14 protein-coding genes are annotated in these 26,182 nt (G+C 57.8%); all 14 read right to left on the reverse strand.

The genetic code is table 11. From position 1 onward, the window contains the following. Positions 1-36: 36 nt before the first annotated feature. Positions 37-1,494 carry a pyruvate kinase gene (gene pyk, locus NHH03_RS11780; RefSeq protein ID WP_253156253.1) on the reverse strand — a complete coding sequence of 486 codons (1,458 nt, stop codon included), beginning with the start codon at positions 1,492-1,494 and terminating at the stop codon, positions 37-39. A 188-nt stretch (positions 1,495-1,682) separates the two neighbouring features. Beyond that, positions 1,683-6,245, reverse strand: a complete 4,563-nt coding sequence (locus tag NHH03_RS11785; protein WP_253156255.1) for a protein kinase domain-containing protein — start codon at positions 6,243-6,245, stop codon at positions 1,683-1,685. A 112-nt stretch (positions 6,246-6,357) separates the two neighbouring features. After that, positions 6,358-7,644, reverse strand: a complete 1,287-nt coding sequence (locus tag NHH03_RS11790) for an outer membrane protein assembly factor BamB family protein (RefSeq protein ID WP_253156257.1) — start codon at positions 7,642-7,644, stop codon at positions 6,358-6,360. 356 nt (positions 7,645-8,000) lie between these two features. After that, positions 8,001-8,978 carry a hypothetical protein gene (locus NHH03_RS11795; protein WP_253156259.1) on the reverse strand — a complete coding sequence of 326 codons (978 nt, stop codon included), beginning with the start codon at positions 8,976-8,978 and terminating at the stop codon, positions 8,001-8,003. Positions 8,979-8,989: 11 nt separating this feature from the next. Next, positions 8,990-11,005: a M56 family metallopeptidase gene (locus NHH03_RS11800; protein ID WP_253156261.1), complete on the reverse strand. Its 2,016-nt coding sequence runs from the start codon at positions 11,003-11,005 to the stop codon at positions 8,990-8,992. Further along, complete coding sequence (locus NHH03_RS11805) at positions 11,005-11,388, reverse strand: BlaI/MecI/CopY family transcriptional regulator (RefSeq protein ID WP_253156263.1); 384 nt, start codon at positions 11,386-11,388, stop codon at positions 11,005-11,007. Before NHH03_RS11805 ends, NHH03_RS11800 begins: the two co-directional genes overlap by 1 nt. Positions 11,389-11,438: 50 nt before the next feature. Then, positions 11,439-13,910, reverse strand: coding sequence for a glutamine amidotransferase (locus tag NHH03_RS11810; RefSeq protein ID WP_253156265.1), 2,472 nt, complete (start codon positions 13,908-13,910; stop codon positions 11,439-11,441). 11 nt (positions 13,911-13,921) lie between these two features. Then, a complete protein-coding gene (locus NHH03_RS11815; protein WP_253156267.1) occupies positions 13,922-17,524 on the reverse strand; it encodes a DUF4175 family protein in 3,603 nt (1,200 codons plus the stop codon). Then, positions 17,521-19,602, reverse strand: coding sequence for a BatA domain-containing protein (locus NHH03_RS11820; RefSeq protein WP_253156269.1), 2,082 nt, complete (start codon positions 19,600-19,602; stop codon positions 17,521-17,523). Before NHH03_RS11820 ends, NHH03_RS11815 begins: the two co-directional genes overlap by 4 nt. Further along, positions 19,599-20,510, reverse strand: a complete 912-nt coding sequence (locus NHH03_RS11825) for a DUF58 domain-containing protein (protein WP_253156271.1) — start codon at positions 20,508-20,510, stop codon at positions 19,599-19,601. Before NHH03_RS11825 ends, NHH03_RS11820 begins: the two co-directional genes overlap by 4 nt. Next, complete coding sequence (locus NHH03_RS11830; protein ID WP_253156273.1) at positions 20,511-21,599, reverse strand: AAA family ATPase; 1,089 nt, start codon at positions 21,597-21,599, stop codon at positions 20,511-20,513. Further along, complete coding sequence (locus NHH03_RS11835) at positions 21,596-23,194, reverse strand: EF-hand domain-containing protein (RefSeq protein ID WP_253156275.1); 1,599 nt, start codon at positions 23,192-23,194, stop codon at positions 21,596-21,598. Before NHH03_RS11835 ends, NHH03_RS11830 begins: the two co-directional genes overlap by 4 nt. A 65-nt stretch (positions 23,195-23,259) precedes the next feature. Continuing rightward, on the reverse strand, positions 23,260-24,564 hold the full coding sequence (locus NHH03_RS11840; protein ID WP_253156277.1) for a DUF1501 domain-containing protein: 1,305 nt from the start codon (positions 24,562-24,564) through the stop codon (positions 23,260-23,262). Continuing rightward, positions 24,561-26,081, reverse strand: coding sequence for a DUF1549 domain-containing protein (locus NHH03_RS11845; protein ID WP_253156279.1), 1,521 nt, complete (start codon positions 26,079-26,081; stop codon positions 24,561-24,563). The genes NHH03_RS11840 and NHH03_RS11845 overlap by 4 nt, the downstream gene beginning before the upstream one ends. Between the last annotated feature and the right edge of the window lie 101 nt (positions 26,082-26,182).

The raw sequence follows: 26,182 nt of genomic DNA on the forward strand, positions 1-26,182 counted from the left end.
GAAAATGGGTCAAACCTCTTTGTTGCCCCGGTGGACCTAGGCGTCCTCGACACCGATTTGGCGCAGTTGCAGCGTGTCGATGATTTTGTCATCAGCCAGCGCGTTGGTGATCACGACCAGCCAGCTGCCCGGCTTGCACCAGTTTTTCTTTAGCAAGACGTTTAAGGCATCTTGGATCGTTTCTTCGGGGTCGTCGGAGAATTCGATCAAAAACGGTTCCACTCCCCACGGCAACATCAACTGATGAAAGGTCGATTGCACATCCGTGAAGGCATAGATCGGTACCTCGTGCGCCCGCATCGCGCCCAGCACATAGGCCAAGAATCCGCTGCGGGTGAACACAACAACGCCTGATTGACCGAGTTCTTTGGCCAAAACCACCGACGAACGCAGCATCTTGGACTTCGGTTCGTGCAACTGGATTCGATCATTGATCGGCCGCTCCACCGAAGGCTCAATGCTAGTCACAATGTTTTTGAGCACTTCGACGGACTCCAGTGGATAAGCGCCTGTGGTGGTTTCGCCGGACAGCATGATCGCATCGGCTTGTTCGCGGATCGCGTTGGAGACGTCGGAGATTTCTGCACGCGTGGGAATTGGCGATTGAATCATTGACTCCAGCAAATGGGTGGCAATGATCACCGGCTTGCCTTCGGACTGACAGGCGCGAACCAGTTGCGTCTGGACCAATGGCAGTTTGTGGTATTCGATTTCGATGCCCAGGTCACCGCGAGCGACCATCACCCCGTCGGTCTCGTGGATGATTTCGTCCATGTTCCGCACACCGGCTTGATCTTCGATCTTGGCGATGATCCGAGCTTGGCATCCCTGTTCGTCCAGATAGCTTCGCAGCGTGCGAATGTCTTCGGCTTGACGGACAAACGAGAGTGCAACGAAATCGAGTCCGGCGGCGATGCCGGCGCACAAATCGTTTTTGTCTTTGTCGGTCAGTGCGGGTAGATTGACTTGAGTCCCGGGCAGATTGATATGCCGACGCGACCCCATGACTCCGGGCGTCAATACTTCCAACACCACTCGCGCGGAGTTTTTCTCCAACACCCTGGTTCTCAACAACCCGCTATCAATGAGCACCATTGCGCCGACATCGACATCGCCGGGCAAATCCGGATAGTTGACCGAGACACGATGGACACCATCGTTGAGGGCTTCGAAGTCCCCGGTGTGAAGTTCCAATCGGTCTCCTTTGGCCAATTGCATCGGCGTGTCCACGGGACCGGTACGAACCTCCGGTCCCTTCACGTCCATCATCACGGCGACGTGGCGATCAACGTTTGCCGATGCCTGGCGGATACGAGCGATGATCTCGCTGACCCACTCGACACTGCCGTGTGCCATGTTCAGCCGAATGATGTCGACCCCCGCAGCAATCAGGGCTTCCAATTTTTCCAGAGACTCGGTTGCCGGACCAATGGTCGCGACAATTTTGGTGTGCCGATACGGTCGCTGTGTTTCGTCCATGAGATACCAAGCCATTGTTGATCGGACGGGAAAAGATGTCATGTTCAGTGTCGTCAATCGCACCGCTGCAACAAGAGTGCCTGCCGACAATGCTGCTGAATCAGCCATGCAAGTCGGTCAATGTCTGCGAAAGCGTCCTTGTCGGGTCAGCGACTGAACGCGATTCTCGCGATGCAATGTTCAATCCCGCCGGCCGCTCGGGGCTACAACAGCTGGTCGATCAGCGCTGCGGCCGACGGGTATTCCTTGCGGACTTGCTTGAGCGCGTCGGTGGCGATCGCGATCGACTTTCGTTCGGACTTAAGCCGCTGACAAATCGCCACCAATAAAAAGTCTTGGGTGATTGCTCGCAACGAACGCTCCATCTCGTGCAGCGGCATCGCTTTGTCATACAAACGCAGTGCCGAAACGACGTTCTCTAATGCGAGCGGGTCGTTGCGACGGACGCCCACTTCGGCACAGGCCTCGGTGATCAAGCGGTGTATTCTTTCGAGCGGGTCAGCGGCATTTTCCGGCAACGCAGCCAATGCCCGTTCAAGCTGGTTGCGACAATCCGCTTGCTGGCCATTGGTCAATCCAGGTTTGAGCATCAAACCACGCTGGGCGTTGAGCGCACAGATAGCGACTAAACCGCTGCGCTGAGGCGTCGGGTGGTTTCGATAAAACTCGATCGCGTCTTTGAACCACTTTGCGATCTGTTTGTAGTCCTGCGTGATTGCGGCCAGATCGATTGTCAGCAGGATGCATTCGCGGCGGACCGACGGATACGGGTCTTGGATCCGATCCAACGTTTCCGTGATGCGATCGGCAAGGCGTGAACGCTGGTCGACATCCTCGGTCGCTTGTAGCATTGCGATCAGCGTTTGACAAAGCTGAATGGAAGCGAGTTGGGAAATGGCGCTGGGCAGAAAATCGGAGGCCCGATCGAGCGAGCGCACTTTCTCGAAATGGTCGCACGCCAGCGGCAACTTGCCACTCGCGGCATAAAAACGCCCAGCCGTTACATGCCAATTGCCTTGAGTGGCCATCGACAGATCGGGCGTCTTTAATTCCTGGATCCCATCTTCGTCGATCGAGATGGATTGGATCAACTGCTGGGCGGAATTTTGAACCGAGCGAATCAAATCGCGCTGCTCTTGATCGACCGACGAATTGCTCTGGCCGGTCAGTGTTTGAAGTTTGACGGTCAGCGTTTCCAGGGCATCGATTTGTAACGACACGGCCAACAGATTTTGTTTCTGTCGAATTGAAATCGCTTTGTCGAGTGCCGCGGACGCGCGGTCGAACAGGGCGAGGACCGCGGGTAAACCACCCTCCTGAGCGTCATTCTGTCGCGCTGCGGTGGAAGCCATTGCGATGGCGCGATTACGGAGCGGAATGGCCAACGCGCGCAGTCGATCATCAGCATCGTTGTGCCAAGCTTCTGGCGCCGCCACGGCTTGCTCAGCCAGTTCTATGGCCCGGTCGCGTAACCGCAGCGATTCTTGATTTGAATCGGCGGACGCTGCGATTCGATCGAGCAGCGCTGCCAAACACCGTTTTGCTTCTCCGATTCCCGCTGCACCTGATGCCGGCTCCAACGACGAATCGGCGCTGTGGTCGATCACTTTTTGAAAGGTCGACTGGGCGGTCTGGTAGTGGGCCAATCGCTGTGATTCGTTACGACTGAGGAATCCGACTTGGTCCGCCACTCGGCCGTGCACATACCATTGATCGACCAGAGCCGGCGAGGACGAATCAGCGGAAATCGTAGGCAGCAATTGCTCGTACTGCTGCAACAATGCGATCACGTCTTTGACACTTTGATCGTCGTCCCCCTCGTACACCTCTTGGATCGACGCTTCGACACATTGGCGTGTCATCGCAGCTGTGGTCTGCGGATCACTGGACCATTGGGCGGCGACCGCGGATGCGATTTCAATGCTGCGCAACCACTGCACATAGGTTTGAAATTGAGACACATAGCGGAACTGGTTGCCGGTCTGGGCATACCACAAACAGAGCTGGCCGCAGTGGTCCGGGTTCAACCAACGCGGTACCGTAGGCATTCGTGTCGTCCCACGGTCCACCACCGGCTCGATCAATCGAATCACCGGCAGCAGCACCTCGGTGACACGTTGCTGTGACGAATGCCGTGTTGAATCATCACCGTTTCCACTCACTGCCGAATTTTCGTATTCGATCAAACGCACCGCAGCGGCGATCAAGCGAGGTAGCCAGGTTTGTTGATCGGTTGGATCGAGGCGGCCACGATTGAGCAAACCACGGTACAGAGCCAATCTTGCGCTGTCGGTTTGCGGCGTTTGCAATTTGAGCGCGACATCCATCTCCGCGGCCCGCAGCAAATCATTTTGGGCGACGTTCCAAAGAAACATCTCGTGTCGCACACGGTCATCCATTGTCGATTCGTCAGCGGCCAGTTCCCTGGCCAGCTTCAGCGTTGAAACGACTGTCCCACGCCATGCCTGGGCATCGGTTTCGGGATTGGCATACCGCAGGGCATTGGACTGTTGGTCGGCAACGCTCGTTTGCTGGATCAAATCGTCAACCAGTTGTTGGGCCACGGCCAGTCGGTCTCGGCGGGCTAATTGATCCATTGTGGCGGAATCACGTGACGCATCAGACCAAATCTCCATCGCCCGCTCGCGGTCACCCGAGGCATAGGCTTGCCAGGCACGACCGAACTGATACGACGGTTCGACACGGTCTGTCAGAAACGGCAATTCGGTAGGCAGCACCGCTGGTCCCATCGTCGCTGTTTGGCCGACGCGGCCGTGATCGACCAATCGCGCAGCCGCAATCGCCAGTGGGTCATCCGAGACGCGACTGCGCAGCCGCTCTGCCGCCTGGGACAGAGATTGATCGGATTGTTCCGCGGACTTTGATTCGATTCGATCGGCAATCAATGACAGGATCATTCCGCGATCCAAATCCGTAGGCCACTGCAATGAATGATCTGCGGCTAGTTTTTGTATCGTCGAACGTTGTTGCAGCAGTGGCGCGACCGGCAACGGACTCGCCGCCAGCAACTGCGCCGCAAATGTATCAGCCCAAGCCTGGAGGACCGCCGGTGGCGTTTGATCCATCCCAGCCGACTGCAACCATTTTGTCAATTCATCTGGATGTTGCTTGGCTGTCAAATCCGCCAACTGACGATAGAGCAGCAACCGCTGGGGTTCGTTTTGGTCCGCCCCCACCAGGGTGCCGTCGGCGATGGCCCGGTCGATCTGAGGTGTGGGCACCCAGCGCTCGGTCGGCGGCCAGGGGGCCACAGCAAGTTGGTCTTCAACAGCGGCCAATTCCATTGCTAATTGCCGCCCGGTTTGTTGTTGGCGTGGGGCCTGTTGTTGACGCTGCTGAGCTGCCATCGACTGCGGATCAGGCGGATCGTCGGCCGCCGCGATCACTTTCGGCGTTTCGTCGGGGGGCGTTTTGGGGTCAGGTTGTGGCAGTGGCTGCGGCAGTGGTGTCACGCTCGCTTGGTCATTGTTCTCAGCCGCCCTGGGACGCAGGTCAAACCACCAATAGCCTGCGCCAAAGGTCAGGACGACGCCCAGCAACATCGCGATGCACATTCGTACGACGTGGCCCGGACCTGCTGCCGAGTCTGTCATTGAGGCGTGCGGACGCATCGCATCGACAAACTCGCGACAAGTGCCAAAGCGAGCCTCGGGCTGTAACCGGGTGGCTTTGATAAGCGCCTTTTTCTCCGATGGTGTGACACCCGAAAAATCGAACTCGCTGGTCGATTTTGCGATCAGGATCGCGGCTTGGCTGAGTTCGCTGTAGGGCAGGCGGCCGGTCCGCAGTTCATAAAAACTGATGGCCAGCGAATACTGATCGATCGTTTCGCTGTATGTCCGATTCATTAGCATTTCCGGTGCACCGTAAGCCGGTGAACCAAAAACCTTTTGGGTCATCCGCGAATCTTCTTCGACCCGCCGCGCCAAACCAAAATCACAGACCTGGACCTGCCCACCGACCAACAACAGATTCTGGGGTTTGATGTCGCAGTGATAGATGGCGTGCCGCGTGTTGAGATGATCGATCGCTTCGGCGGCGGCGGCCATGTAACGCAACAGTTCCTGGCGCTCGATGCCGCAGGGCTCAGGCGATTCCTGTTGGGCTTCATCCAAGTGATCCGCCAGAGTTTTATCGCCCAGTCCCATTGCGATCACCATCGCACTGGCCTGGCGGATGGCGGCGGTCAGCGTCAGTACCGCCGATTCGGAATCGTCCGCTTCGTCGGTTTCATCGATCGACGCGCCGGAGGTGCTGCGCGAGGATTGTTCGACGTTTTCGGGCTCCGAATCAGCTTGTTGGATGCCGACCGAGGACTGATTCGGATTTCGGTCCAGGGCGGCATCGGGGGATTCACCGTCGCCGGTGTCTGCCGCTTCCGGCAACTGCATTGTCCCCTGGCTGATCGCGCCCTGGCTGATCGACGGCTCTGGATTGGGTTGCTTCGTGTCGACCGACGATTCCAATTCCAGTTGCAGCAACTCGGACTTCAATACCGATCCGTCTTCGTCCAACAACCAGAAACCAAAGATCGGGCATAGATTGGGATGCCGAGCACCTTGGATGGTGCGCAGGGCACGCAATTCACGTTGCCCGCCCAATCGTTTTAACTCGGCGACCAATTTGATCGCCACCATCACCCCGCCGGGCGCTTTGGCCGACCAGGCTTCGCCGGCCATCCCGCCGCCGAGTCGTTTGACCAGCGTGTAGCCGGGGACGATCTCTTGGCCGGACTGCAATTGCATTGTCGGATGTTGGTGGCGTAACGGTGTCGGAAGCTGGTCGATTCATTCTACCGGCCCTAGACGCCCATTGTACGAATCCCGGGGCCGATAGAGAACTGGCTTCCCAGTGGACTCAAGGGGTGCCGATGCGGAACAGTCGGGATCCGGTGCGGATGATGAATCCGTTTTCAATGACGGCGAATCCGTATTGAATCTCCGCTGCAAACCCACCCGGGCCGCCGTCGCCATCGGGCTTCCAAAGTGTGTTTTCGGTCACAATTTTCTCCTCGTCGCCGGTTTTTAACACCGATGTGACACCATGCTGCCCAAAAAAGTAGACATGATCGCCGACACCGATCGGCGTGGCCCAATTGCTTTCCTCCACCCGCGCCGTGTACACCGTTTCGCCGGTCGCCAGATCCAGACAGTACACCACGCCGCCACGATTGGTGTAATAAGCATGTCCTTGATAGGCGATCGGTGACCCGAAGGAACTGGTGACTTTTTCGTTGATCCAAACGACTTCTGGTTCGAATCCCTGATCGGTCTTGTTGATCTTCATCAGCAGATTCGAGCGGCGTGCTCCTTCGCTGGCCTCGCCGTTGCGTCCCGGCGAGGCGCCGATCAGGAAACGCGAATCGTCGACCATGACTGGACTGGCGACCGTGTTTCCGCCGACTTCGTCAAAGGTCCACAACCGCTGGCCGGTTTCCACCGAATAACCATCAATCGATCCGGCCGCCGAGACGACAACCTGCGGCGTTCCATCGACGGGGATGATCATCGGCGACGACCAAGCGGTGCGACTGGTCCGGTCGGTCTTCCAGATCGTCTTTCCGCTCTGTTTATCAATCGCAGCGAGGTAGGCTGGTCCATCGTTGTCGGCCAAAACGAACAGACGATCGTCGACTTGGGCGAGTGAGCCACCGAGTCCGAATTTTCCTTCGTACTTGCCGTAGTCGTCGATCAATGATCGCTGCCAGCGAACCTGGCCTTCGTTGTCGAGTGCGATCAGGTTTCCGCTTTCAAAAAAAGCAAACACGCCGGACGAGTCGGCCACCGGTGTGGGGGCGGCGCGACTGGTGTAGGGATCATTTTTGACTTGCAAACTGCTGGGCGATTCGTGTTGCCAGAGTTTGTTTCCGGTCGCCAGGTCAAAACAGCTGACACGGTTGGTTTCTTTCATCGGGCCGTCGATCGCCGTGACAAAGATTCGCGAACCGACAATCACTGGGCTGGATTGGCCATACCCGGACAAGGGAGTCTGCCAAACCATACCCGATTCCGGCGACCATTCGAGCGGCAACTGGAAGTCGGTGACCGATGAGCGCTGGCGACCGCCCAAGAAAGCTGGCCAGTCCGCTAGAGCCGCGGGCAGAAACGAACAAACCAAAATCGGAACACAAATCCAGCGTGTCATGGCACTGCTACAAAAGAGACGATCGGAAGAACAATGATTTGACAACATCTTAGCGAGCTGTCACCTGATCGTCGATTTGGGCGCATTTTGCCAGTGGTTTCTGGGACCTCGTGGGCGGGGCGATGCATCTTCCCAACCCGACGCGAACTCGCAACTTCAACGGCGCTGGTGTGGAGGATTTATCCGACTCGGGTGGGGGTTTTCTGCGAAGAATAAAGCCGGTCGGATAAATCCTCCACACCAACTTGCGACCGGCTAACTAAATCAACAGCCCGGATAGCGAGGGAATGCGTTGGGACAAATCAACGTTGCCTTGCGATTCGCACTGGCATTTTGTTGGCAACCGACGCCAAATGTCAGTTTGAATCGGTTGCTTGTGCCGCCGAGACGGGAACAAAGCGACTGCGGTAGCCGTCCAGGTTGCGGCTTTCGATCAAAGCCGGCTTGGTGATGACCGTGGCGTCTTTGACCTGTGCTTCAGCGTCTTCAGCTTCAGCATCTTCGTCGTCGGCTTCTTCGTCGTCGGTTTCTTCAGGCTTGGCCGGCAGGTAGGGCTCCTGGACTTCGCTGCCACGTCCATCGCCGTTGTCGTCCAACTGTCCGTGCTCAGTTTGCAATCGGTCGATGGCGCGAAAACGCGAAGCGACTTCCAGGTTGGTTGCCAGGTACAGATCCAACAGTGAAAGGACCGAGTCACCATCGATGTCTTCCAGCACTTGATTTTCTGCGTCACCGGTCATCACATCGGCCAGCGCGTAGGGCATCTCAGTCCCCGTGAACTCCAAATCCGCTTCCGTCGCAGAAATGACGATTCGCCCCTCGCGTGCCAATGGCTTGATCCAAAATCCGCTAATCGGTTGGGTCATCCAATAGACTTGTTCGCGGCAGCGAATCGCATCGGTCCATCGTGCAAAATCTTGTTGGTTGATGTCAGGTCCAGCAATATTCAATTGGCTTTCGACGCCATAGGGATGGGCATGCCCGATCAAGATGACCCAATACCCATCGTTCGGCCCCAATTGTTTGCCCGCCTGTTCCAATTCCGACTGGATGGTTTCACGCTGGCACAACTGAACCGCCGAGTGGTCACTCGAAAGTGTGTCGACCATCTGTTGGTCGCCGGCGAGAACCCGCAGGTCACCGGGCTCAACGCCCAACACGGACTGCGACGCGAGGATCAGTTTTTGGCAGGCTGTTGTCATCTTCTGGCGATGATCGTCGTCGCCCGGCAATCCGCAACAGATCAACATCCGCCGCTGGATCGATGGTTTTTCCCCCACAGCATCATCCGCCATGCAGACGGTGGCGGAGACCAAAACAAGGGCGACGGACATCAATCGAACGATCATTCCAAATTCTCCGCGGCCGGTTTGAGAGTCGGCTTGTCATCGATGGTTGCGTGCTGAGACAAGACCAATGCCGAAACCAAGTGCTTGGCGACGTTGCCAATTGGTTGACGTGTTTCAATCGAATCCACCACACCATTCCAACTGACACAGCACCAACCGTACGGTTCGGTTTGCAAGACGATCGCGACGTCGGAATCGATTTGTTGGCTGGCCTGTCGCAACAAGGTTTGGCTGTCTAGGAAGTGAACGACTTTGGGTGCGCCCGGCTGGCGCCAATCGCCGCACAATGCGGCAACCCAGCGACCGTCGTTGGAAACGCGAATCGATTGCACGGTCACTTTCGTTGCAGCGTTTTCGGCGGCGTTCGGTTGAGATATGCCGGCGATCGCATCGGCAACATTCCAGCTGGCGAGAGTTCGTCCGGATTGCAATTCCCAACGCACGACTCGGCCCAAGGAGTCGGCTGAAAACACACTGCCTTCGGGGCCGACGGCCAGACTGGAGACGCCCGCCGGGTGGCGTCCCAGCAACGAAACCGGCATCCCATCGATCAGGTCCCACAAGCGAACATTGCCTTTGGAATCACCAATCACCACACGTCCGCTGCTGGGGATTTCTGCGATCGCCGTCAAATTGTTCGAATCAAATTCGATCGCAGGCTGATCGGGGCGCTCGATCAACATCCGCTTGCCAGCGCTGGCGGTCAATTTGCACCCCGACACCAAAAAGGAAAAATTCGCCCAGCGACTTTCTGGCGAAGCATTCCAGAATCCGGTCGGTGGCTGAGGCAACGAAACCTCCGCGAATTCAACGTCCTGCGGATCTAAGGCAAGCGTTGGCATTTCCGTTTTTGAAGTGGGAATTGACGCGATCTGCTGTGGTGGGTTGAGCGTCGGGAACTCCATTCGATAGGCCTCGGGATGAACCATCCACAACGCTGCACAAGCGAGCGAACTCCCCCAGGAATGCAGGCGAGAGGGGGACGTTTCCAGTTCATTTTGCATCAACAGCCGCAACCGTTCCTCTAACGTCTCGGTCGGTTGCATGCCGCTGGCCAAACTTGGTAATCCGACTTCGTGGTCACTGATGAAATCGACCACCCTCAGCAGGGCTTCGGCATAGCGCCGCGGTTTGGTGGCCAACATTTTGACGGCCCAAGCGTCGCAGCAAGCTTCCTCGTGACGTTCCAGTTGTTTCTGCCCGACGTAAACACCGGGAAACCACCAATAGACAGCCGAGACAAACCATTCCAACCATCGAACCCAATGGTCACGGCGTAAAAAGTGAGCCGTCTCGTGCGCCAAAAAGGCTCTTCGGTCATCATCGGACAATGCTTCCCACAACTGTTGGGGGCAGACGATGATCGGTTTGAACGCAAACCCGAATAACATCGGTGAGACGCGCACCGACAATCGCACCACGCGTGGCGCGCGGCGGGACGAAAACGCAGATCGATTCTGCTGCAAAAAGGCACTGACGATCTTGGCGGCTTCGGGATCATCCGTCCCACATTCAGTCAGTAGCCGGCGGAAACGAATCAGACGCAGCAAACCTTGAACAACCAAACAACCAAATCCCGCGAGCCAGACGGCAAGCAAAAAATAGACCCCGGCGTCGCGCAATCGCATTGCAGCATTTCCGGCCGGAAAGAACTGGCTGCTCAGCACGGTCGCCGCGTCATCAATGGGTTCAATACCAATCGCTGGGTCGGCCGGTTGTTGATGGGACGACGATGCAATCGCTGTGGTGGTCGAGGGTTGATCGGTGGACGGTTGATCGGTCGCAGCGACCAGCGCCGATGAATCGTCGCTCGCTGCCGGGAAGACATGGGCGATCGATGGAATCGGCAGCGGCAATGGGATCAATGGCGGAGTGATCAATTTGACGAAAAACATCACCCACAGCGCGTGCGCCAGACCGGCACGGCGCCCGCCGCGGCCGACGATCATCGCCAACACGCCGATTAACGACGCGAGCAACAAGTTTCCGATGATCAACTCGGCCGCTGGCATCACTCGGAGTCCAAATCATCAAGTAGTTTGCGGAGACGTTTGCGTTGACGCGAATTGAACTTGGCCGATTTGACCAGGTGCGTCAGCAGTGTGGACATTGTTCCGTCACACAGTTCGTCGGCGGTTGCTTGCAAGCGATGGGAAATCAAGTGATCTCGATCAACGATCGCACAGAACTGGTGCGGCCAACAATCGCGATCGCGACCGACACATCCCTTGGCTTCCAATCGTGAGATTAGTTTTTGGACAGTGGCGATGTCCGACGGGGTTTCGGCCCCGTACAGCCATCTGGAAAGCTCTTTCAACGTTGCACGCTCGTGCTCCCACAGCTTTTCCAAGATCGCCAACTCGGCGGCCGTGACATCTTTCGAAGGTTTTACCATGTTTTCATTTTCATAAACGGACTAATTGGATGCAAGTAGAAACCCTGACCTCACGCTAAACCTGTCACGCGACGCCAAACCCATTCGGCGGACAGCAACCCGATCAGCCCCAGCCACAACCAGCTATGGTTCCAGGCCGGCGATGAATCGATCGTCGGCGGCCCTTGGAATTCCTGGCGGTTGCGCAGCAATTCACTCAATTGATCGGGATTTTCCAGCACAGTTCCGCCAGAAACTGACGCGATTCGGGCAAGCAATTCGTGATTCGGCAGTGGATTTTGTTGTTCGAAGGGATCGCTCAGGATCTGAATGGCCAGTGAGGTGCTGTCGACTTGTGTGCCGTGATTGAACGAGGACTCCGATTCGGCACCTTCATAAGCGGTCAATTCGATCCGCATTCCGCTGTCGCCGCCACCGGACGTTTCACTCAACATCAACTGCATCTGGTAATTTTGTTCGTCGGAATCGGCCCGTAGCGGCAATTCCTCACCCCAAGCAATCCGCGGCCCGACCTCGCCGCTATCGCGAACGACATTGTCCGGCCATAACACCGGTGAATACAACGACATGTCGTCCAACGACTCCGGTTCAAACATCGCCCAGATGCGGTACTGCTGCGATCGACGGGCGGCTTCGTCGTAGGCGGTGGCGCGAATCGAGATCGGTTGGCCGGGACGATAAAACCGTTGATTGGACTCGACCACCAAACGTCGCCGTCCGGTCGACGATTCTTCGGTCGCCCAGTAAACAATGTTGCGCCAAAATTTAGCCGCGACACGTTCCGGTTGGGCGCCCCATGATTCCGACAGTCGCGTCAACGCCGTGTCGGCCAGCGAAGCCGTCGAGACAAACACACGCCCTCGTCCGGCGCGTTGGGCGATCATCACCGGAAGTTGATCGGCACGTGTTTGCGCCAGGACCGTTGCATTGGATTTTGTTTGGAACTGTAGCGGTGCGACACCCAGGTCGGGTAGCGCATCGATCAACTGTTGGTTGAGCGCCTGTTCGATCTTCAGCCGCCAAATCGGATGACTGGGCAACACCACATCCACCGCGGTCGGCACCGGGAACGCCGCCGATGCGGTTGCCAGTGTCACCGGCAACAGCGGTGCGATCGGTGATTCCTCCCAACCCGCGCTGTCCAGCGCCGCCGGGCCGGTGACGATCAATCCGCCGCCGCGTCCATCGATCCATTGTGCCAACCATTGCTGCTGCTGCGGTTCCAATACCGCCGGTGTGACGTCATTGAAGATCACACAGTCATAAGCAAACAGTTCCGCTCGAGTGCGTGGAAATCCTGCCCCCGATTGGCTGGATCCGTCATTGGCGACTCGTTGCAACGACTGGCCGCCCAAGTTGACCAGCGTCGTGCATTCCACATCCTCGTCGGCTTGCAGTGCCGATTGAACGCTGACGCCGTCGACGTTGATCGTTGAGGAAGACGAAACGATTGGCAGGAATTGGCTTAAAAAAGACTGGGACTGTCCCATCTGGCGACTTTGAATGCACAGCACTCGGACTTTGGTGCGATCGATCTCAACTCGTGTTTCGACGGAGTTGTTTCGGGTGCTCAGTTCGCCTTCGATCGGATCCACTTCCACCACCAAGTCCTCGGCGCGTTCGTCGACGCGAAACGTCAGTGATGCCGATTGAGCCCCGCCGGTCAAAGTGATCGGTAGCGATGCGACGGTCGAATCTTCGTCGTTGGCGGCCAACGATTTGCGGCGGACACGCACTGTCGTTTGCTTGCCGGCGTAACCAAAGCTGCGGAGGAACACCTGCAGTTCATTTTCGGTGTACTTGCGAACGCGAGGGGAAACCACCAACGACACGATCGCGATGTCTCCCGAACCGCCGGCTTGTCCGATCGGAACCACGTGAATGGGAACCTCCGACGAACCAAAAATTTCTGCCATCCGTTCGACCGATTCCGATGCCCGGACACGACCGTCGGACAACAACACAACGCCGGCTGAACTCTTGGCGTTGACCTGGGGCAGCAATTGCCGCAGCGCGTCGGCAAGTCTGGAATCTGACGCATCGGGACCCGCGATCACCGGTGCTGGGCCGTCGCCACCGGATACCAATCGAATGCCGGAATCCTTCGGTGGGTCGGTTTCAGTCAACGGCGACAAGCGGTGGCCAAAGCGAAATGCTTGCACATCACCCGAATAGTTTGCGCCAGCACTCTGTTGGGCTTGGCCGACGAACTGCAGTGCCTGGTCCCAGCGATTGCGCTGGCCGCCCAGTTGCATGCTTTGCGAACCATCAAACAACATCAGCATCGACGGCCGAGTCGTTTGTCCGTCCTGTTCGTCGATGATGGTCGGCCCCAACAGGATCGCCAACAATATTGCGACCGCTGCGGCGCGCAGCAAAAACAATCCACTGCGGCCCACGACCAGCGATCGTCCCCAAAACACGCGCAGGCAAACCCAGGCCAGGACGCAAGCGGCGGCCAACCCGATCCAGGCTTGGCTCGATAGCGGTGATGACCAGGAAAGATAGGTTTCAGCAAGCATCAACGGTTGCATTACAGGGTGCCTCCAGCGTCGCTGTCGACCGATTCTGACGGCAAAACTTCGTCCTCGGCTGCTAGCGTTCGGAAGTACCCATCCACTGCTTGCCGGTACTCACCCGGAATCGGTGTGTCGCGGTCAGCGGCGATCTCCAGCAAAATCACTTGTTGAATTCGCTTTCGCAGTTCTTCGGCGACCAGACGAACCTGGGTGCCGATCGAGGATCGGCTTTGGATCGAAATCGGACCGGACGCATCGCTGTTCTGCATGTCCATGTTCGCATCACCACTGCCCTCTTGTTGGCTGGCCTCCTGTTGACTGGCCACCTGTTGCCCACCACCCTCGAGCATTTCGGCCAATTCTCGCAGGCTCTCCTCCTGCAGTTCCTGCTTCAGACGTTCAAGTTCGGCTTTTGATTCTGGCTCTTGTTTTTTCTCTCCACCGCCACCGCCGCCCATCTGATTGGCCAAATTGCTGGCTCGCTGTTCCATTTGTCGCAGTCGTGCCAACCGCGGTGTGACCAATTGTTGATAGATGCGTTCGAGTTGCTGCGCGGCTTGAGCGTAGTCGACCGCGCGCTCCATCGCCTGTTTGGACTGCGTGTTGTTTTTCTCAAACGTTTCGCTTTGCATGTCCGAGGATGCGGACTGAGTCGCTTCCAACTGATCCAGAAAAGCGGACTCTTCGGCAAAGGTTTGCAAGCGATCGTTGACTTCGCTCATTTCAATGTCACCGATGTCGGCTTGCGTACGAATCACTTCGCGGAGCGTTTCGCTGCGAGCGGACATGCGACCGGCAAGCCGCTGTAGCAGTTGTTGGTCGTCGGCGGCATTCGGCTGACCTGTCTGGCCACCGTTGGAATTGGAACGGGGGTCGTCTGGTCGCATGGCGCCGGATGCCTGATGTTCCATCGCGGCCATGCCGTTGGTCAGATCACGCAATGAGGAAACACGCGCGATCGGTTCGGCTGCTGAAATCGCTTCTAGCTGTAGACTCAGTTCATTCAAAGCATCGCTGGCAGAGCGACCGTCTTTTGACATTCGCTCGAATTCACCCTGGCGAGCCTGGGAGGCCAGATCGTCCATCGCCGTTTGGGCTTCGTCCATTCGCCGGCTGAGCAATTCGGACTGCTCCATTCGCTCGGCCAATTGATCGCGGATCGCCTCCAGACGTTCCAACAAATCGATCTGCTGTTCAAATAATTTGTCTTTCGAATCAACTTCATCAGAATCCTCGTTTTCGCCCTCTGGATCGGGGGTGTCGGCGGATTCGCTTTCGGAGGGCTGCCCTGCGGCTGGCTGGCTCTCGGGACTTTGGCTTTCGGGGGCCTGAGTGTCAGACGAATCGGACTCCGCTGGTTCGGTTGCATTGCCAGCTGATCCGGTCGGCTGAGCGCCCGACGCCGATGTTTTAGCGGTCATCGAGGTTGGCTGTGTCGAGGGCTGTCCGGCAGCGGTTGCCAGCATCTGCGCCTGCGATGCCACGCGTCGTTGTTGGGAAGCGATCTGCTTCAGGGAATCGGCCAATTCACGCTCGGTTTCGGGACGATCGCGGCGCAGTTTCTGTCGCAGTTGCCTGGCCATCCGCCGCAGTGCTTGGCGCTGGGCTGCGGTCATCCGTTTGGTCAATGCTATCTCTAATGTCTGTCTGGCTTCGGCCAGTGCCCGCAGAGCATCCTGCTGTTGAACCATCGACAGATCCAACGACCCCGCGGCCAATGAGTCGGCCGCCTGCAGCATCGCCGCTTCGGCTTGGCTGAGAGCTTCGACGTCATCGTTACCACGCGAGATGAAGAACTCGGCTAAGAAGCGAGTCAAATCCGCCAGCTCACTTTGGTTTTTAACCAGCCGATCGATGGTACCCAATTGGGCTGCGATGTCGGCACCACCACGAATCAGTTTGCGAGTCCGGTTGATCACAAACCGTTCACGGCGAATGATTTCATCCAACTGAACGATCACGCCGCCCCCGCCGCCGTTGGGCTGCATCGGGTCAATTTCTTGATAGAACTGTCGCAACGGTCGAATGTCGATGTACCGCACATCGGATTCGGTGCGGTGGCTGCCCCAAGGCCGATTGTCGATGGCATAGGCGTAGTAACCGATGTAATCTCGTTCGGTCAACGCGAACGATTCCAACGGCAACATTTCGGCCAACATCAATCGCGTTTTCGCCGCCACCGGTTCGCTTTGGGATTGATCCTCTGAATCCCGTTTCCATTCGGTGAGAACGTATTCGTCATCGCCACCTAACTGGAACGCGACACCGGATTCGATCAATCCGTAGTCGTCCGCGATCTGGACGGCCAGCGGGACTTCGGCCAGGGTATGCACCTTGATCTCGTCACTCGGTTCACGCCAGCGAATCGTTGGCGCCGCATCGCGGCGAATTCCTAAACGCCCTGTGACCGCTTTCATCGGCGTTCCATCGTTGCCGTCGCCGCTGAAGCGCCAGCGTAGCGTGTTGTCAGCGGGCAGGTGAAACGTCCACCGTGTGCGATCGGTTCCGGCCGAAATCGAAACCGGTTTCAATTGTGATTGTTTGGCCCCGGTTTCTAAAACCGCTGTCTTCAAGGGATGGTTCAATTCGATCGTCACCGACACGTCGGACTGTTCCAGAACAGTCAGGTCCGACTTGGAAAACGAACGCTGTCCCAGTCCGGTGTATTCCGGCGGTTGGACCGAAATCTCAATTCGCTCGACTTCGATCAGCGGCTGGATCTCGATGCGATGAATCGGCGTCGACTGCCCCGCCGAAATGAACTGGTATTCGATCGGCCAAGTGGCTTTGCCCAACCGCGTCGAAAATGACTTGCGTCTTGAATCGTCCGCGGACGTTGCTGTTTCTGTGTCGCGTTTGTCGGCGTCATCCGGCAGCAGTTCGCTTTCGATCCAGGTCGGTTCCGACGCTGTCTCGGTTGTCTCGTTGGTCTGCGTTTGAGTTCGCATTTCACGGTAACGAAACGTGACATCACGGTTCGTTCGCCCAATCAAATCCAAGGAAACGGCAACCGGCGTTCCCTCCAGTAACCGCACGTTGCCGGGGGTCACTTCTAATTGCGTGTAGGGCAGGTCGCGGCCGAGAGCCCGGGCCAACGCGGAACGCCAATCGCCCGCCGCGGCAAACAGTCCGATCACCACAATTGCCAACAGACCGGTGGCGATCGCGCTGACCCACAGCGCCCGACGCGGCACCAATCGTGTCGGCGAAACCGATTCCCAACGCCCCATGGTTTGGTTGCCCAGCGCCGTCAACATTTCTTGCGGGCCTTGGACACGTCCATCAACGGTGTCCAGCACCGTGCGAATTCGCTGGCCGAAATCTTCAAACGAGCGTTCCAAAACGCCGGCAAAGGTTCTTCGCCGAGTTTGACCCACGACGACCACCAACCGCCATATCAAGACCAATGTGGTGGCGATGAGGGTGGTGAGCACGAGAGTGACCCGAGTTCGCTGGGACCATTCCCAGTGATAATCGATCGCGGTCAGCAACACCCAGACCGACAGCAGAAAACCAACGGCCAACAACAGCATGGTCGCGATGCGAACCGACAGGTAACGTCGGCGGAGCGCGGCGAATTGCCGGGCCACTTGAAAGGCAACGTCTGGGGCGTTCATGCGGTCGTCCGATTGGCAAGTGTAAATTCGGCTGTCAGCAAAACAACTGCCGCGGCTGCCAGCCAGGGCCAAAGTTCATGTCGATGTTCACCCTGAACCGTCGCGGCAACCTGGTCGTTGTTGTCGTCGGCCAGCGTGATTTGAAAGTGTTCGGCGAATTGATCGACCGGCAGACGTGTCGGATCTGATTCCTTGGATGCCGCGTTGACCACATACAGGGCTTGGTCGGTCTGTTCAAAACCAAGTCGATCAAAATTGATTTCCGCCGCGGCGTTGGTTGATCCACGTGCCGAAACGGTCGTGACCGGCGGCTGTGCCGCGGAAGCGATGGTCGGGCGCTGGGCACCGACATCACGAAACCGCACCTTGCCCTCACCGGTCAAATTCAACAGATCCGCGGCCATCTGATGCACCAGCGGCAAGTACAGCGGACTGGTCGGCCAATTGCTCCAGCTGGAATCCGCGCTCGACAGAAACCAGACCACCTGACCGCGGCCAAGGGCGTGGCTGGTCAGCGCCGGTTGTTGCTGTTCAAACCAAGCCAGCACCCGCGTCGTCGGGTCGGGTTGGACCGGCAGAATTTGTTCAAAAGCGAGTCGACCTAGGTCACCCTGTTGCGGATCGCCGAACGGCAGCAGCATTGCATCTTTGTCGTCCAGCGACGTGATCCGAAACGGCATCGCGCCGCTGCGTTTGGGGGAACCGAGCGTTCCCGGCGCAAGCCCACTTTCCTGCCAATTGTCATTCGCCACTGCCGCCGCGGTCAACTGGTCGGTGGCACCGTCACCGGCAAACACCAACAGTTTTCCGCCTGCGGAAACATAGTCGGCGATTTGATCGATCATCGCCGCTGATAGCGAACCGCTGTCAGTGACCACCACCAATGCCGTTTGTCCGGGCCGGATCGGCGGCAACGTGCCGTCATACAAATAGATCACTTGCGGTTGAAACAATCCGCTAGACGTTTGAGAGGATTCTGCGTCGACGGCGATGCTGGCTGCCACGCGATTGGATTGGCGAAGCGCCGCAGCCAGATAAAAACTCTCACCGGTCGCCGCCTGGCTTTCTGCACCACCGTCTAAAACCAATACGGGAGCCGCCGCGGTGACTTCAAAAGCGGTCATCCGCCGGTTGTCGACCGCTAAATCATCCTCGACGTCCAACGCCATCGTGACCTGCCAGGTACCGGGTTCCAATTTGCCAAATTCGAACGAGACCTCTTGGGCTTGCCCGCCGGGAATGTTGATCGACTTTTTCAATCGCACCGAACGATGGCCGTTGTTTGCCGTTGCCGTCATCGGCACCTCTTCCATTGGCAAGGTGCCGTAGTTGAACAGCGTGACATCGGCGACCACCTTGCGATCCGGTGGGATCCGTTTGCCGGCGGTCGTGACAGACAACAACGCCAGATTGTTCGCGGCGGGGCGGCCGACATCAACGACTCGGACCGGAACGCTACTGGGCATCTGCAGGGCAGCGGTTTCCAAGGCATCCGACGCCAACCCGGATTGCTGGAGGTCCGAGACCAGCACCACGTCGGCCAGAGTGTCAGGATCTGCGGCGGCACGATCACGGGCCCAACTGAGCGCTGCCAAATAGTTGGTGTTGCCGACCACGCTGCGTGGGGCCGTGACACGCCCTGGGACGGCTTCGAATGGATGGACGCTGCTATCAAACCAAGCCCAGACGATGTTGGCATCGGTTCCCAACTGACCGGCGATCTCTGTCGCCTGAGCGATCGCATCGTCGATCAAGCGACCATTCTGGCCCGGCATGCCCATGCTGGCCGAGCGATCGATCAACATCAATCGCATCCGATCGCCGTCACGCCGCATGGTTTCCGGCAGATAGGGGCGGGCGAACAACAGCACCAGTGCGGCGACCGCTGCCATACGAGTCATCAGCAACAGCCAACGCCGAATCTTGCGACGCTGCGCCCCGTCCTGCATCACCTCCTGCAAAAAACGCATCGTTCCTAATTCGACGCGCTGCACCTGCCAGCGGCTGAGCAAATGCACCAGCACTGGGATCGCGACGGCGATGCCGCCGAGCAGAAATGCGGATTGAATAAAGTTCATGTTGTTCGGCGGACCAAGTAATCGACCAGCGCTGCGGTCGGCGGCATGTCGGTCGTCAATTCGATTCGATCCACGCCCTGATACAAACAGGCTTCATCAAGCTGCTCACACCACTGACGGATCTTTTCCAAATAATCGTTGCGTATGCTTTCCATGTTTGTGGTCAATTCGTTCGGCCCCTCCATGTCCAACACGCGGTAGCGGCCGCTCTCGGCCAAATTCCTTTCAAAGGGGTCCAGCAGGTGAAACACGACGACCTCGTGTCCACGGTGTCGCAACTGTTGCAAGCCTTTTTTGATCCCCTCGACGTCGTCCACCAAGTCGCTCAGGATCACCACCACCCCGCGGTGCTTTGCCAGTGCGGCGGCTTGTTCGAGCGACTTGGCAAGCGCAGTGACCTTGGATTCACACTTGGTCTGCAACAGGCTGAGACAGTCTTCCCAACGACCTGGTTTGGCAGAGGGATCCAGATACTGCGCGACGCCATCGTCGAACAGTCCCAGCCCGACCGCGTCACGCTGCTTGAGCGCGAGCGAAGCCATCGCCGCGGCCAAAGTCGCTGCGTAGTCATGCTTGCTCATCGCCCCGTCGATCTTGCATTGCATCGAGCGACTGGCATCGACAAACAAATACAAATTCAAATTGGTTTCGGCATCAAATTCTTTGACATACAGTTTTCGCTGCCGCGCGAACACTTTCCAATTCACATGGCGCAAATCATCGCCCGGCCCGTAGCGGCGGTGCGACGAAAATTCAACGCTGTAGCCGACGAAGGGGCTGCGGTGCAGGCCCTGTAGGAAACCTTCGACCACACCACGGGCGCGCAATTCGATCGAGCTCAGCCGCGCCAATTCATCGGGCTTTAGCCATTGCGGGTGCTGCGGTGTTGGTTTGGCAGCGACGACCACTTAGGCATCCTCCTTGACCGCCGCGAGCAACGCATCGATCACATCGTCGGAATCGATGTTGTCGGCGCGGCCATGAAAATTCAGCACCAACCGGTGGCGCAACACCGGATGCGCCAGCGCGGCGATGTCGGCGAAATCGACGTGGTAGCGGCCTTCCAACACTGCGCGGGCTTTGCCAGCCAACACCAGCGACTGGCCGGCCCGCGGGCTGGCGCCATAGGTCACGTACTTGCGAACCATTTCGACATCTTGCCCGAGCGTTTGTTGTTTCCGATCTGCGGATCCCGGTTTGCCGCTGGTTTGTGGGCGTGTCGCGGCGGTCAGCCGCGCGGCGTACATCACCACGTCATCCGACACCGGAACGCTCCGCACGATTTCCTGCAGTTTCAACAAGTCGGCCGAGGTGAGTACCGAGTCGGGCACGCTGACATCGGTGCCGGTCGTGCCACGAATGATGTCGGCTTCCTCTTGAATCGTCGGATAGCGGACTCGAATGTTGAACATGAACCGATCCACCTGGGCTTCGGGCAACGGATACGTGCCTTCCATTTCGATCGGGTTCTGGGTGGCCACCACAAAAAACGGCGGGTCCAGTTTGTAGGTCGTGTTGCCGATCGAAACCTCATGCTCTTGCATCGCTTGCAGCAGCGCTGCTTGAGTTTTCGGTGGCGTTCGGTTGACTTCGTCGGCCAATAGGAAATTGGTAAAGATCGGACCGGGCACGAATTTCAAGCGGTGCCCGCCACCACCTTCCTGTTCCTCGATGACGTCGGTTCCGGTGATGTCCGATGGCATCAGGTCGGGCGTGAATTGAACCCGTTTGAATTTTAGATCCAAGGCCGCCGAGAGTGTGCGGGCCATCAGCGTTTTGCCCAGCCCCGGTACACCGTGTAACAACACGTGTCCACGACACAATAGTCCTAGCAACAACAGATCGACAACGTCCTGTTGCCCGACGATCACCTTGCCGACTTCCTGGCGCAGACGCTGACGTGATTCACGCAGCTTTTCGACTTGATCAAGCAGTTGGCCGTTGCTGGACGGTGCCGCTGGATCGTTCGTTGATTTCGTATCGGTTGTGGTACTCATCCGGCTAGCTTGTCTGCGTTAGAGGCTTCGGTTCGGTCAATCAGATCATCCTGGTCGAGATCCAATTGGTGGAAAATTTCGCGAGGTCCTAGGAATTCATCCCAGGTCAGGTCGCCGTCACCATTGCGGTCCATTCGTTGGAACCACATCGGTCCGCTGGGCGGCGCGATCAGGGCGGTCGGGGTGTCAGCGGTCGGGCGATCGACACGCCCGAACAGGCTGACACCGCCACGTTTGATTTCAATCCGGTAGGAGGTTGCCATTGCCGACGGATTGATTTCGGGTTGGTCGCCGGCGGTTTCTTGCAGCACTTGCTCGCAGCCTCGCAGTTCACGAATCGAAATGCGTCCGTCCGCGTTGCGATCGAGCATTTGAAAGAAGCCGTTGCCGGTGTCCAGTAAAGTCACCTGACAGGTTGTCGACGCCGGTTCGGTGTATTCACCGACATAGTCCATCATTTCATTGGCAAACACCCGATCGTCGCCGTCTTTGTCCATCGCATCAAACAGGTAGCGTTCGAACCGCTGGTGTTCGACGATTTCGTCGCGATCCAAGTAGCCATTGGCGTCGATGTCGATGGCGTTGAAGGCTGCCGAGGCATTGCTTTTTGCTTCCGCCAACGGGTCGCGGTAACGGTAGGCGACGCTTAGCGTCATCGCGTCGCGCCCGAGTCGGACCAGATCCTGTTGGGCAGTCAAGTTCGCATCGCTGTGATGATCGACCACCTGCAACGCGTTGCCCGAGTTGTCGCTTAAATCAACTCGCAACGTTAAATCCGGTCGGGCCGCCGCAATACCGGACAACTCTTGCACACTTAAACGTCCGTTGGCATCGCGGTCGAGCGTCTGCATCTGCTGGTCCGACCAGCCGAGTTCCTGGGCGGTTAAATGCGCATCACGATCACGGTCGTAACGACGCACCAAGCGTGCCGGCAAGATGGGCTCGGCCGCATCACGCAATAGTTCGGCATGCACCGAACCGGGCGGTTCTTGATCAATCGTGTTGACCACGACGCCGGCCATGACCTCGGGCGCTTCGGACAAAAATTCATCAAAGGTGACACACTGATCAAAATCACTGTCACGCTGGGCAATTCGCGACGCCGCCAACCGCATTTCCGCCCGCTCGATCAAACCGGTTTGGTTTTCGTCCAACACGTTGAACACACTTAAATCTTGTTCGGCCAGCGAGTTGTTCTGGCGATAGGTGACCAATTGGCCAGCGGCTCGATCCACGGCCAGTTCCAGTTCTTTTTGACTGAACGGTCGTTTGTTGCGCAGCGAGCTAAGGAATTTATTGCCCTGGAATCGTCGTGTGGTGTTGAACAGCGGGTGGTTCGCGGTTTCTTCGCGACTGACCTGGCCGTCCATGTCAGTGTCCAGCGTCGTCACCAAACGATCCAAATACTCCTGCCGCAATCCTTCCAACGATTTGCCCGCGTTGCCGACATACACCCGTACATGCAGCGGTCCGTTGGGCAATAGCAACAGCATGTCGTGCCGCCCCAAGCCGCTATTGGGGTCGTCGTTTTTCGCATCGGTTTGGGCGCGGGCGGCAGCCGACGGCAGCAGCGCAGCGAGCAGCAACGTTAGCACAACACGTTGAATTCGGGTCCCGGATGGGGACCACGCGGATTGTTTCCAGGCTGCCACGCGCAATTTCATCCCAGCAACTCCCGGATCGGAGTTCCGCCTTCGTCGATCATCGGAATCGGGCGATCACCCATGTCGTTGCTGGACGAAGAATCGATCCCCAGTCCCTCCAAGATGGTGGCATACAAATCAGGTGCGCTGGTTGGTGCATCGACGACTTCCATCCCGTCTTTGGAGGTCGCCCCGTGGACCTGACCACCGCGGATCGATCCGCCCGCCAAGGCGACGCTCCAAGCATCGGGGAAATGGTCCCGTCCCCGGTTCGGGTTGATCCGCGGCGTGCGACCGAATTCTCCCATCCAGACGACCATTGTCGATTCTAACATGCCGCGATCACGCAAATCGGTCAGCAACGTCGACCAGGCTGGGTCCAAGGTTTCGCACATCGACGACACGGTGCGAAAGTTATTCAGGTGCGAATCCCAGGACCCCTCGGCAGTACGATCCAAGGTGACTTCCACAAACGGTACACCCCGCTCGACCAAACGACGGGCCAGCAAACAGCCCTGGCCGAACCGATTGCGGCCATAGGCGTCGCGCAGTTCGGTCGATTCCTCGTCGAGTTCAAAAGCCCCCTCGCCTCGCGTTTCCACCATCCGCATCGCTTGGTCATAGACCGAAGCATGCTTCAGAGCGGAAGACGAGGCAGAAGGGGCACCCTGGCGCAAAATGTTCAGCAATGCTTGGCGCTCACCGAGCGCCGCGGGGTCACCGCCGGCGACCTCCAAGTTTTCAACCGTCAAATTGGCTCGCGTGTTCGGATCATCACTGGCCCCGGAAACCAACAGCGGCGAATGATCCGGGCCCAGGAAACCCGAGCCCAGATTGGCCAAACGAAATGGGGCGATCGAGACAAATCCCGGCAACGGAGATCCCGGCGGTTTCATTCGCTGGGAAACCATCGACCCCAGCACCGGGTAATCCGTCATGCCGCCCATCGGTCGATACCCGGTCATCATCAACTGCGTCGCCCGGCCGTGATCGCCTTCGCGTGTCTTCATCGAACGCACCAGCGCCACGTCCTTCATCTGCTTGGCCAGACCCGGCAGGTTTTGACTGAGCTCGATCCCGGGGACCGCCGTCGAAATGGCTTTGGTCGGTCCGCCATTGGAATGCCCCGGTTTGGGATCGAGTGTTTCCAACTGGCTCGGCCCGCCGGCCATCCACAGCAGAATACAAGACTTGGGCGGACGTTTCTCGCCGGCGGCCTGTGCCAATCGAGGCAACCACGGCGAACAACTGATGCCGCCAAGCGACGCTGCCGCGATGCGGAACATTTCGCGACGTGAATACGACTGGAAAGTTCGTTTCATCGACATAACACAAACTCCGGGCTGTTGAGGAGCGCCCACAGAATCTCGCCGAACGCTTGGCGACGCGTGATCGCGTTGGGTTTTTCATCCAAGTACTTGGTCAATAATTCCATCTCTGTTTCCGTCGGTTGACGCGTCAACACGGCCAGATACAAGGTTTCGATCCGAGTGTTTTCGTCAAAGAACGGCGACTCGACGACGGCACGCAACAATCGGCTGCGATCCAGGTCGATCGCATCCGCAGTGACTTTGCCGTTCATCATCATCAATGCTTGCGGTATCCCCGACGCATAATCCTCCGGCGTCGCGCCGACCGCTTCGCCCAGCCGATTCACCATCTGGGTGCGAGCGCCGGTCCAACGTGGCGCGGAAGGATCAATGCGGCTGATCGGCAAATGCAACGACTGCTCGAGCGAATCGAACACCTGTTCCGGGCTGATCACTTTTAACTCGCGTTGAAACGACGGGTTGTCGTCGTTGGTTTGCATCGACTGGGCGGCGTACCAGTCCGATTTGCAAATCGCCGCGATCAGTTGTTGAACATTGAATCCGTCCTCGGCAAACCGATCGCCCAGTTCATCCAGAAAGGCCCGCTCGTCGCTGGTTGCCAAGTCCAGGTTTTCGACATCCCAATACAATCCGTGGCCGACCAGTAGCTGCCAAAATCGATTCACCGCCGTGGCCGAAAAATTTGGATTCTCCGGTGACGTCATCCACCGCGCTAACCGTACCCGCGGCGTCCGCGAAGCATCCGGCAAAGCGTCTTCTTGCCACAAAAATTTCGCAGCGTAGGTGGTGCCCTCGTAGCGGATTTCACCACTCTTGCCCGTCGGCTTCGACGCGTCTGGATTGGCAATGGTTCCTGGCAGGTCACTGTAAAAAGCAGCCAGCCCCCAAAAATCACTCTGCTTCCAGTCGGTGAAGGGATGGTCGTGGCACTGTGCGCAGTCGATTCGCACGCCTAGCATCACGCGAGACAAGTTTCCCGCATAGTTTTCCGGGGTGCCGCCTAGCAACTGAAAATAGTTGCCGGCCGATTGAGGCGATTGAATTTGCGCCAAGCCGCGCATCATTTCGTCATAGGGAACGCCTTGCTTGAACTGTTCGGTCAACCAAGTCTCGAGCGTCTGCGCCGGACCCAGGGTGACGGTTCCCGGGGGCAACAACACACGCCGCCAATGACGGGCCAAACTGGCCGCCGACAGCCGAGTGTACGTCTCTCGCCGCGGACCTTCGCCGAAGACCAACTCGCCGACCAACAACTCGCGGCGGTCATCGCCCAGTTTCTGGAAATCACGGATCTCCGCGACACTGGGCACGCGGCCGACCAAATCCAGATACACGCGACGGACGAACGTCAGGTCGTCACAAGCCGACGGCGGGTCGCCCCATACCTGACGGCCTCGCTGATCGATCCAACGCGACAATTCATCACCGCCGGAATCCGCAACCGATCGCTCGGGCAGCATCACCATGCTCATCAGCAGAGTCGTTAGGAGGACTGCAATCTTGTTCATTGATCTGCTCTTCCGCCCCGGAACCACGTCTCGACACCAGTCAACCCCGGCACCGCTTTCTTATCCTCGACCATTTCAATTTAGACATTGAGTCTATAAAT

Source organism: Stieleria tagensis, from assembly GCF_024129865.1.
GTDB lineage: Bacteria > Planctomycetota > Planctomycetia > Pirellulales > Pirellulaceae > Stieleria > Stieleria tagensis.

Coding starts and splice junctions, on each gene's coding strand:
- pyk (WP_253156253.1), bottom strand. CDS start 1,494: ATGGCTTGGTATCTCATGGACGAAACACAGCGACCGTATCGGCACACC.
- NHH03_RS11785 (WP_253156255.1), bottom strand. CDS start 6,245: ATGCAATTGCAGTCCGGCCAAGAGATCGTCCCCGGCTACACGCTGGTC.
- NHH03_RS11790 (WP_253156257.1), bottom strand. CDS start 7,644: ATGACACGCTGGATTTGTGTTCCGATTTTGGTTTGTTCGTTTCTGCCC.
- NHH03_RS11795 (WP_253156259.1), bottom strand. CDS start 8,978: ATGTCCGTCGCCCTTGTTTTGGTCTCCGCCACCGTCTGCATGGCGGAT.
- NHH03_RS11800 (WP_253156261.1), bottom strand. CDS start 11,005: ATGCCAGCGGCCGAGTTGATCATCGGAAACTTGTTGCTCGCGTCGTTA.
- NHH03_RS11805 (WP_253156263.1), bottom strand. CDS start 11,388: ATGGTAAAACCTTCGAAAGATGTCACGGCCGCCGAGTTGGCGATCTTG.
- NHH03_RS11810 (WP_253156265.1), bottom strand. CDS start 13,910: ATGCTTGCTGAAACCTATCTTTCCTGGTCATCACCGCTATCGAGCCAA.
- NHH03_RS11815 (WP_253156267.1), bottom strand. CDS start 17,524: ATGAACGCCCCAGACGTTGCCTTTCAAGTGGCCCGGCAATTCGCCGCG.
- NHH03_RS11820 (WP_253156269.1), bottom strand. CDS start 19,602: ATGAACTTTATTCAATCCGCATTTCTGCTCGGCGGCATCGCCGTCGCG.
- NHH03_RS11830 (WP_253156273.1), bottom strand. CDS start 21,599: ATGAGTACCACAACCGATACGAAATCAACGAACGATCCAGCGGCACCG.
- NHH03_RS11840 (WP_253156277.1), bottom strand. CDS start 24,564: ATGAAACGAACTTTCCAGTCGTATTCACGTCGCGAAATGTTCCGCATC.
- NHH03_RS11845 (WP_253156279.1), bottom strand. CDS start 26,081: ATGAACAAGATTGCAGTCCTCCTAACGACTCTGCTGATGAGCATGGTG.